At 49.4% G+C, this 10,072-nt stretch carries 10 protein-coding genes; 7 read left to right on the forward strand and 3 right to left on the reverse strand.

The window, feature by feature from the left end; translation table 11 throughout:
• Nucleotides 1-282 precede the first annotated feature (282 nt).
• Complete coding sequence (gene proB, locus GBH70_RS09875) at nt 283-1,377, forward strand: glutamate 5-kinase (RefSeq protein WP_151680887.1); 1,095 nt, start codon at nt 283-285, stop codon at nt 1,375-1,377.
• Nucleotides 1,378-2,625: a glutamate-5-semialdehyde dehydrogenase gene (locus tag GBH70_RS09880; protein ID WP_151680888.1), complete on the forward strand. Its 1,248-nt coding sequence runs from the start codon at nt 1,378-1,380 to the stop codon at nt 2,623-2,625.
• A 259-nt stretch (nt 2,626-2,884) separates the two neighbouring features.
• Here GBH70_RS09880 and GBH70_RS09885 read toward each other — a convergent pair whose 3' ends face one another.
• A complete protein-coding gene (locus GBH70_RS09885) occupies nt 2,885-3,931 on the reverse strand; it encodes a permease (RefSeq protein ID WP_371862250.1) in 1,047 nt (348 codons plus the stop codon).
• A 350-nt stretch (nt 3,932-4,281) separates the two neighbouring features.
• On the opposite strand from GBH70_RS09885, the gene selD reads away from it, so the two are divergent.
• The 5 genes from selD (at nt 4,282) to GBH70_RS16765 (ending at nt 9,032) form a co-directional block, all read left to right on the forward strand.
• Nucleotides 4,282-5,331 carry a selenide, water dikinase SelD gene (gene selD / locus GBH70_RS09890; protein WP_151680890.1) on the forward strand — a complete coding sequence of 350 codons (1,050 nt, stop codon included), beginning with the start codon at nt 4,282-4,284 and terminating at the stop codon, nt 5,329-5,331.
• A 29-nt stretch (nt 5,332-5,360) separates the two neighbouring features.
• On the forward strand, nt 5,361-6,407 hold the full coding sequence (gene mnmH, locus GBH70_RS09895; RefSeq protein ID WP_151680891.1) for a tRNA 2-selenouridine(34) synthase MnmH: 1,047 nt from the start codon (nt 5,361-5,363) through the stop codon (nt 6,405-6,407).
• An 81-nt stretch (nt 6,408-6,488) separates the two neighbouring features.
• Nucleotides 6,489-7,703 carry an MFS transporter gene (locus tag GBH70_RS09900; RefSeq protein ID WP_151680897.1) on the forward strand — a complete coding sequence of 405 codons (1,215 nt, stop codon included), beginning with the start codon at nt 6,489-6,491 and terminating at the stop codon, nt 7,701-7,703.
• 286 nt (nt 7,704-7,989) lie between these two features.
• Nucleotides 7,990-8,706 carry a metallophosphoesterase family protein gene (locus tag GBH70_RS09905; protein WP_151680892.1) on the forward strand — a complete coding sequence of 239 codons (717 nt, stop codon included), beginning with the start codon at nt 7,990-7,992 and terminating at the stop codon, nt 8,704-8,706.
• A gap of 188 nt (nt 8,707-8,894) precedes the next feature.
• Nucleotides 8,895-9,032: a hypothetical protein gene (locus tag GBH70_RS16765; protein ID WP_172967423.1), complete on the forward strand. Its 138-nt coding sequence runs from the start codon at nt 8,895-8,897 to the stop codon at nt 9,030-9,032.
• 60 nt (nt 9,033-9,092) lie between these two features.
• On the opposite strand, the gene GBH70_RS09910 is transcribed toward GBH70_RS16765, so the two are convergent.
• On the reverse strand, nt 9,093-9,515 hold the full coding sequence (locus GBH70_RS09910; protein WP_151680893.1) for an acyl-CoA thioesterase: 423 nt from the start codon (nt 9,513-9,515) through the stop codon (nt 9,093-9,095).
• Nucleotides 9,516-9,621: 106 nt separating this feature from the next.
• The coding region (locus GBH70_RS09915) for a hypothetical protein (protein WP_253693701.1) at nt 9,622-10,072 on the reverse strand (451 nt) is incomplete at its 5' end.

Raw genomic sequence — 10,072 nt, forward strand, 5'->3', positions numbered from 1 at the left:
TTGTAAGATAATTTAAAATACTGAACGTGAACGAAGGATTAGTAGGCGGATAACCTCTGCAATAGAGAGCAGGGTTCATAGGCTGAAAGGCGCTGCAGCAGGCGGCCCGCCGAACCTGCCTTCCGGGTCCCGGCAAAACCGGGCGCAATGTATTTGCGTTATCAAAGAAGAGCGGGGTGGCGTATGCTGCCCAAAAAAGGTGGTACCGCGAAAGGCTTTTTCGTCCTTTTAACAAGGGGCGGAAGGGCTTTTTTTATTGTTGTGAAGGAGAGAATGCTACAGATGGAAAAGAAGAGAGTCGTTGTAAAGATCGGCAGCAGTTCTTTAACGAATGCAGCCGGGGAAATTGACGAATCGAAGTTTGCCGACCATATTCATGCCCTCGCCGCCCTCAGGAAAGCCGGGCATGAAACCATCGTCGTGTCTTCCGGGGCTGTCGCCTGCGGGTTCAAGCTTTTAGGCTATCCGTCGCGTCCTGTTACCCTGAAAGGAAAACAGGCTGCCGCGGCAATCGGCCAAAGTGTGCTGATCCAGCGTTACAGGGAAGCGTTGGGGGAACACGGCATTACGCCGGCGCAAATTCTTTTGACACGCCAAGATTTTTCTAAAAAAGACCGTTACCATAATGCGTATTCGACGTTGACGGAGCTTTTGCACCGCGGCGTGATGCCGATCGTCAATGAAAATGATTCGGTATCTGTTACGGAGCTGACTTTCGGCGATAACGATATGCTGTCGGCGCTTGTCAGCGGGCTCATCCATGCCGAGCAGCTCGTCATCCTGACCGATATCAACGGCTTATACAGCGCCAACCCAAAAAACGATCCAAATGCTAGGCGATTTGATACGATTGAAAAAATTACCCCCGATATGATGCGGATGGCGGGGGGCGCCGGTACGAAAGTGGGGACCGGCGGCATGCTTTCAAAATTAAAAGCCGCCAATACCGCCCTTTCTCTCGGCGTCCGTGTTTTTATCGGCACGGGAAAAGGTGAAAACAAACTGCTTCGGATTCTAGAGGGGAAAGGGGACGGCACTTATATTGGCGGCGCCCGCCCGGCGGTGACCAGCCAGAAGCAATGGATCGCACTTTTTTCGGAAACGGCGGGGAAAATTTATATCGATCCGGGAGCGGAACAAGCGTTATTAAAAAATGGCAGCAGCCTGCTGGCAGCCGGGATCCAAAAAGTAACCGGCCTATTCCAAAAAGGCGATGTGGTTGAAGTGTACGGTTCAAACGGCCTGCTTGGAAAAGGGGAAGTACTGTACGGGGCGGAAGAACTTGAAGATTTACTAGAAAAACAAATGGGCCGTGCCACGGGCGAAGTGATTCACCGGGACAAATGGGTACCACTAACAAGAAAGGGGTTGGGATAAATGAGCGAAGCAATCGAAAAAGGGCAAAAAGCTAGAGAAATCAGCATTGCGCTTTCCGCAAAAACAACAGAAGAGAAAAACCGTGCACTTTTATCTATCGCATGGGCGCTTCTCGAAGACCAGGGTGAAATCATTGCCGAAAACAAAAAAGATTTAGAACGCGGGGATCGTGCCGGGCTTCCGGAAAATATTCTCGACCGGATGATGCTCAATGAAAAGCGAATCAAAGACATGTCGGAAGCGATCCGGTTACTCGCCGGCTTGAATGATCCGATCGGGGAAACGGTTGAAGAAATTGAAAAAGAAAACGGCTTAAAAATCGTAAAAAAGAAAGTGCCGCTCGGCGTCATCGGCATGATTTACGAAGCCCGGCCAAACGTGACGGCGGATGCCGCCACCCTGGCCATCAAAACGGGTAATGCCGTGATTTTAAGGGGCAGCTCATCTTCCATCTGTTCCAATCAAGCGCTCGTCCGCACCATTCACCGGGCTTTGGCAGAATCCGGTTTTCCGGAAGAAGCCGTGCAGCTCATAGAAGATACGAGCAGGGAAGCGGCAAAAGATTTATTCCATCTCCACGATTATTTGGATGTGCTCATCCCGAGGGGCGGCAAAAACCTGATTGACACGGTTGTCCGCGAGTCATCCGTACCTGTCATTGAAACCGGCGCCGGCAACTGCCACCTTTATATAGATGAAACGGCACAGCCGGAAATGGCCATCCGTATTGCAGTCAATGCAAAAATACAGCGCCCATCCGTCTGCAATGCGATTGAAACGATTCTCGTCCATGAAAATTGGTTCGCTCAAAATGGCAAAGCGCTGTTATCGGCATTGGCTGAGCACGGTGTTGAAATTTACGGTGATGGAAAAGTTACCGAAACCTGGCCCGATGCAAAAAAAGCAACGGAAGAAGACTGGTACTGTGAGTATCTGGCTTTAAAAATAAGCATGAAAACAGTGAAAAATACAGATGAAGCGGTCCAGCATATCAACCGGTACGGAACAAAACATTCAGAGGCGATTGTGACAGAAGACAAGGAGCAGGCGGCCCGTTTCATGGCGATGGTCGATGCTGCGTGCGTCTACCATAATGCTTCCACCCGTTTTACGGATGGATTTGAATTCGGGTACGGGGCGGAGATCGGCATCAGCACGCAAAAACTGCATGCGCGCGGGCCGATGGGGCTGGATGCCTTAACCTCCACAAAATATTGGATTTACGGCAGCGGGCAGATCCGGGAATAAAATCAAGGGGTTGTCCCAAACCTTAAAATAACTTAGATAAAACAATGATCGCTAATTTCTGAGACTTCTGCGGGAAAACCGAGCAAGAATGATTCCTCATGCTGAGGTATCGCACAAGGAGATTCGCGACGCGTGCGGAAAGCGGGTAAATTTCGCAATCATCAAAACGTCTTGATCATACAGCTTTGTAGCTTTGTTATTAAAGGGGTGCCCCTTGTCCGGTTACCGGTTTTGGGACAGCCCCTTTAATTTACCTGTATTAAAATAGCATGATGCCTGCCAGCCCGCCAAGGATGCCGATCACAACGCATGACGCAGCGACAAAGAAAAGCGTTTGTTTTGAAAAGGATTTGCCTACCATGATCAATGAAGGGAGGCTGATGGCCGGAAGCGTCACAAGCAGTGCAGCGGCCGGACCTGCGCCGAGCCCGAAAGACATCATCGTCTGCACAATCGGGATTTCAGCGGCAGTCGGGATGACAAACAGCATGCCTGAAATTGCAAATAATACCACACCGAGCATGCTGTTGGCATCTCCTTGGTTGATTTGTGGAAATAGCCAGAACCTGGCCGCGCTTAAGATAACGACCGACAACAAATAGGTCGGTACGAGATAAAGGAGCATCTGGCCGGCAGCTTTCCCCCATCTCGTTAATAAGGAACCTTCGTTTTGGTCTCCAACGGCAGCCAGTTTACTGATATCTACCGATTGCTCGCTTTTGGCAATCCTACCCGCCAAATAACTGACCCCGAATGTCAGTACAAGGCCGGCGAGGATGCGCAGCACGGTAAATTTCCATGGCAAAACAAACGCCATGAAAATGAGCGTGGCCGGATTTAGCATTGGATTTCCGATCCAAAAAGCCAATGCCGCCCCCGTCGATACTTGTTTTTTGCGCAGGCCCACAGCAAGCGGGGCGGCGCAGCACGTGCACATCATGCCGGGAATGGCGCTTGCGCCGGCAATCACTGTGCTTCCGAACGATGTTTTGCCGAGCACTTTAACAAGCCATTCGGTCGGCAGAAGCACTTGCATGAGCGAACCGAGCAAAATGCCGAGTACAGCCGCTTTCCAGATCGCTTGGAAGTAATGGATCACATATTGGAATGTCCCGTTCCAAGAAAATTGGGCAGATTTGCCCGGATCCCCGAGGATTGATGTGCCAATAGAATGTGTATGAGCGGCAAGCAAAGATTTTTGGTAGTATGGCCACCATTTCACATATAAAAGCCCTATAGCGGCAATCACGATAAACAAAACGGCGAGCCAAACCGCATTTTTGCCGGACTGCCGTTCAGGCTGCATAGAATTGTCTGCAACAGCCACATCATCATCTCCATTTCCATATAAAGTAAGACATATAAAGTAAGAATTGATACTAAATCTACATTATAACATAACAACTTGAAAAAATATATGGCGGGTTTTTTACATCCCGTTTCCTGCTGCTGAAAGGAAAACAGCATCACCCGACATGCCGCCACAGGGATTCCTCATGTCTCTTTCCACAGAGCCCCGGGGATTTCACATTAACCTTGCTTACAGGGCAGGGGATTTAACCCACCGGTTTTGCCTGGAAAATGCATTTTATAGCGAAGTGGTCTATAATGGTACAAGGATTAGAGTTTCATGCAGAAAGGTTAGGTTGATGCAAAGTGGCACAATCGGAAAAAATAAAATTGACTTCGTTAACGACAAAAGGCGGGTGCGGCTGCAAAATCGGCCCGGCGGATTTGCAGCAGGTGATGCGGATGCTGCCGCCGGCAACACCGGATCCGAATTTGCTCGTCGGCCTTGACACAAGCGATGATGCGGGCGTTTATAAGCTGGCGGATGACTTGGCGATCGTGCAGACAGTCGACTTTTTCACGCCGATTGTTGATGACCCATATGCGTTCGGACAGGTGGCGGCGGCCAATGCGATCAGCGATATTTATGCGATGGGTGGAACACCATTAACCGCGCTTAATATTGTCGCATTTCCTATCCACACGTTGGATAGGCAAATTCTTGCCGATATTTTAAAAGGTGCCGGCGATAAATGCAAAGAAGCCGGCGTTACGCTCGTCGGTGGGCACTCGATCGATGACAAAGAACCGAAATTCGGGATGGCTGTGACAGGGAAGATCGACCCGGCAAATATCCGCACAAATGCCGGCGCAAAGCCGGGGGATAAGCTGATTTTAACAAAACCGATTGGCGTCGGGATCCTCACCACTTCTATTAAACGCGATTTATTAACGGAAGCAGAAATTGAACGCGTGACAAATGTGATGGCCACATTAAACAAAAAAGCGGCTGAAATTTCATGCAGATTTACTGTCCATGCCGGCACGGACGTAACCGGCTTCGGCCTTTTGGGACATGCAACCGAAATGGCGCAGGGGAGCAAAACAGGCCTCCGCATTTTTAAAGATCAGGTGCCGGTGCTGCCGCGTGTGCGTGAACTGGCGGAACAAGGGGTTGTGCCGGGTGGTACGAAAAATAACTTTGCTCATATTGAAAGTGTCGTCGAATTCCCGGAACACATGGACCAGATCGATAAATGGATTTTAAGCGACGCGGTCACATCAGGAGGCCTGCTGCTTTCGGTTGCAGGCTGCGAAGCGGAACAGCTGGTCGAAGAACTCGTAAAATCAGGCGTAGAAGCAAGCCTGATCGGCGAAGTAGTTGCTGAACATCCCGGCCGTATTCAAGTAATATAAAACAAGAGAAGCAGAAAGGCGGGAAATATTTGTTCCAGGATATTACAATCGACGAAGCCAGAAAATTAATGGAGAAAAAGCAACTGACATGGGTCGATGTCCGCTCCCCGTCCGAGTACCGCAATGCGACTATTCCGGGGAGCCTGAACATTCCTGTTTTTGATGATGAGGAACGGGCGGAAGTGGGGACGATTTATACACAGGTGGACACCCACGCCGCAAAAGAGCGCGGGCTTGAAATTTTTTCAAAAAAATTGCCGAATTTTATCCGTGCCTTCAGCAAAATTGGCGGGGAAAAAGCGGTATTCTGCTGGCGCGGCGGCATGCGGAGTAAAACGGCGGCAACCGTGCTGGATCTGATGGGGATCCATGCATACCGGCTTCAGGGAGGTTACCGGGCTTACCGCAAATGGGTAACCGGTCAGATTGAACATATGGATTTTCAACCGGAAACGTATGTTTTGGGCGGCTATACGGGCACCGGAAAAACGTATATGCTCCGGAAATTGGAGGAGGAAGGCTACCCTGTCCTCGATTTGGAAGGAATGGCCAACCACCGCGGCAGCATTTTCGGGGATATCGGCCTGAAACCCCACAACCAAAAAACATTTGACGCATTGCTAGTTGAAAGGATTTTGCAATTGGGCCGCCCGCCTTATGTCCTGATGGAAGCCGAAAGCAAAAGAATCGGGAAAATTGTGCTGCCTGAATTTTTGCTCGAAAACAAGGAGCGTGGCGTTAATATTATCATTGAACTGCCGGTTGCGGAACGCGTCCGCAATATTTTGGATGACTACCGGCCTTGGGAAAAACAGGAGGAATGCCTGGCCGCATTCGCGCGGATTAAAGAGCGCATCCACACCCCGGTTGCGAAGCAAATCGAAGAAGATTTGCGCCGTGGACGGTACAATGAAGCCGTAAAGCTCCTGCTGGAATATTATTACGATCCGAGATACGACCATTCCCTCGACATCTCGGGGAAAGACAGGGTCAAAACGATCCGTGCCGAACATACTGATGAAGCGCTCAAGCAGCTGAAAGAAATGTTGAAAGAAGCCGGCTTTTTATTGCGGTAAGCAATAAAGGCCGGATATTTACATATGTCTTGACAGGTGGTATATTACAAGTGTACGAGACACCATCAAAAGGGGAGTACAATATTGGCACAAATTTCCAAGAAAAAATTACTGGCGCTCACCGGGACAAGCTGGCTGTTTGACGCGCTTGATATCGGCATATTGTCGTTTATTATCACTGCGCTTGCAAAAGACTGGCATTTGAATGCAGAGAGAATGGGTTGGATCGGAAGTGTGAATTCGATCGGCATGGCTGCCGGCGCTTTTTTATTCGGCGTTTTGGCGGACAGGTTCGGGCGCAAAAAAATTTTTATCATTACACTTTTGTTTTTCACCGTTGGAAGCGGCCTTTCCGCGTTTGCGCAGACGCTTACTGTGTTTTTGGTTTTCCGGCTTGTGATCGGAATGGGCCTCGGCGGGGAGCTTCCGGTTGCGTCCACGCTTGTAAATGAAAGTGTGGATCCGGAAGAACGGGGCAGGATGGTTGTGCTGCTCGAAAGCTTTTGGGCTGCCGGCTGGCTCGCTGCCGCGGTGATATCCTATTTCGTCATTCCGCACTTCGGCTGGAGGGCGGCGCTTGTGATCACTGCCATCCCGGCATTGTATGCCCTTTACCTGCGGAGGGACCTTCCGGATTCGCCTGAGTTCCGTAAAGCCGGGCATCCAGTACAGGCATCCGTTTGGCAAAACGTTGCCAAAGTATGGTCGAAAGAATATGCGGCACGCACTTTCATGCTTTGGATCCTTTGGTTTGCCGTTGTATTCTCCTACTACGGCATGTTCCTCTGGCTTCCGAGTGTGATGGTGATGAAAGGCTTTTCGCTGATCCAAAGTTTCGGGTATGTGCTGATAATGACGCTTGCGCAGTTGCCGGGTTACTTTACGGCGGCATGGCTGATTGAAAAAACGGGGCGGAAATTCGTGCTTACCGCCTTTTTAATCGGAACGGCCGTCAGTGCCTACATGTTCGGGCAGGTCGATTCTGCGGCGATGCTTATTGTATCCGGCATGCTGCTGTCGTTTTTCGATCTCGGGGCGTGGGGCGCACTGTACGCGTATTCGCCGGAACAATATCCGGCAGCGATCCGTGCGACAGGAACCGGGATGGCGGCGGCTTTCGGAAGGATCGGCGGGATTCTCGGGCCGCTTTTGGCCGGCTCCCTCGTCGCCCGTGGCATTTCGATAACAGGCATTTTTACGATTTTCTGCCTGTCGATTGCTGTCGGAATTGCTTTCTTGGTCATACTCGGCAAAGAAACGAAACCTACACAATTGGCCGGCCGGCTGCAGCCTTAAAAAAGGGGTGCCACGAGCGTCAGTCATTGACGTCGGGACACCTTTTTTAAAAAAATCAGATGGTACATACATTGTTTTCAAAAGCCTAATTCCGCTTCATTCTATGCATTTATGCGCCGCCGCGTTCGGGAAACCAACTCATGGCAACATAGCAAAGGCGAACCAAAGTTTCAAAAATTGTTTAATAAAAGTAGGAAACGATTTCTTTCAAAGTTTTATTTTGGGTTGCTTTTAGTTCCACCATACATATCATCTGCAGCCGCAGGTGAGAAGGGAAGTGCACCATATGGGCAAAAGATTGCTTGCCGTAAGCGATATCCACGGCTGTTTCGATGAATTTGAAGCATTGCTTGAACTTTCAAACTATGATCCATCCAAAGACCGGCTGATTTTGCTGGGGGATTATGTGGACCGCGGCCCAAAAAGCAAAGAAGTGTTGTACAAAATCAAATCCCTTGTGGAAAAAGAACATGCGGTTGCATTAAAGGGAAACCACGACCAGATGTTTTGCGACTGGCTCAATGACTCGGAACTTTATCACGACATTTATATGCAAAACGGCGGAAAAGAAACGATCCGGTCTTTCCTTTCGGGGGAAGAAATGGAACCGGAAGCGGCACCTGAACGTTTGGCCGCCAACATACTTGCAAACCATGCTGAAATGATTGGTTTTTTGCAGGGGCTCCCGTATTACCATGAGGAAGAAGAATATATTTTTGTCCATGCCGGCATCAATCCGCTCCTTGACGACTGGAAAGAAACGGGCGCCCGGGATTTTCTTTGGATCAGGGAAGGATTTCTGGACCAAAAGCTTTCCATTCCGCAAACAGTCATCCACGGCCATACTCCTGCTGTTTTGCTGCACGGGTCATCGGATGTATACTTCGGTGACCATAAAATCTGCGTTGACGGCGCCTGTGCTTACGGCTACCAGTTGAATATGCTGGAAATAAATAATGAGGCTTTTCATGTATATCATGTCGGAAAAAACAGCGGGGCCTAAATGTGTAAAAGAATAAGCGCAAAATCCCACTGCTTTTTCTTATATTATCCCATTTTTTCGTTTCTAATCAAAAAGACTATACGCCCGTATACCTCCCGACATATTGTAAACTATCTATTTCATTACTGAAGTTGAAAAGATGGAACAGGCGGGATTACAGGCCGGTTTAGTTTGGCGCGGCAGTGCAGATGAAACGTGTTTTGGCAGATGCAGCGCTGCGCAAAAGGATCACGCAAAAAGGGCAGGAAACGATCCGTACCGTCTATTCGCCGCGAGCCATCGGCGACAAAATGAGAAACCGCCTTCAGGCACTCGGGTTGTTGTAAAAAAACAATTTAATTAAACAATCCCGAACGGCGGCGGTGAAGGGCTCATGCCAAAATGTTTCACTTTTGCTTTTTCATTTCTTCATATTTATGGAACCATTCCGGAAAAACTTTTGCAAACGAAACGGGGCGGAATGTATCTTTTTTGACGATGATATGGGTCGTGGTGCCTTCCGCGCAAATTTCGTTCTGTCCGTTTACAATTTTAAACCCGTAAACGGTCCGTGACCGCCCGTTTTCTTCCACCCACGTTAAAACGGATACTTGATCACCAAACCGGATTGATTTTTTATATGTAATGTCAAGATGGTAAACGGGCGCGTAATATCCTGCCTTTTCCATATCGAGATAATCGTAGCCGGCGTCTTCCACAAATTGCGAGCGCCCGAGTTCAAGCCATTTGATATAGTTGCCGTGGTAAATCACGCCCATCATATCGGTATCGGCGTAGGAGAGCTGGATATCTGTCTTGGCAATATGCATGTTCCATCACCCTTTTGTAAAATCTCAACTATACATTATAACCGATTTTTCCTGCGTTGGGGAAAAAAATAACCTGCGGATGTTTAACCCGCAGGAAAAATGTCCATCAGCAGTCACAGTCTCTGCCCGCCATGCCTGGGTAATAGCCTTGCATTGGTTGCATCATGCTAGGGCCCATTCCCATGCCTGAATATCCCGGAGTAAAGCCCGCCATCGTTCCTGGTGTGCCGTAGCCGCCCATTTGCCCCGGATACATCGGCATGCCCATATGGTGCCCGTATCCCGGCATACCGTAGAAACTTGGGGACATAGAGGTGCCCATGTATTGCCCTGGGTACATTTGCCCGGACGAAGGATATTGCTGCACCATTCCGCCTGTAGTGCCAATCGTTCCGCTTCCCATCGGCCCCATCATTCCTGTCTGGCCCATTGTGCCGTGGTGCATCATATCCATATCATCATCGTAATAGGGCTGGCCTCCGCCTGCATAGCTTCCAAAATGCCCCAGACCTGATGTTTGAGGATAATTTCCATATGTGTGTTCCATATAACCCACT

This window comes from Weizmannia acidilactici, assembly GCF_008974225.1.
Taxonomy (GTDB): Bacteria; Bacillota; Bacilli; order Bacillales; family Bacillaceae_C; genus Weizmannia; species Weizmannia acidilactici.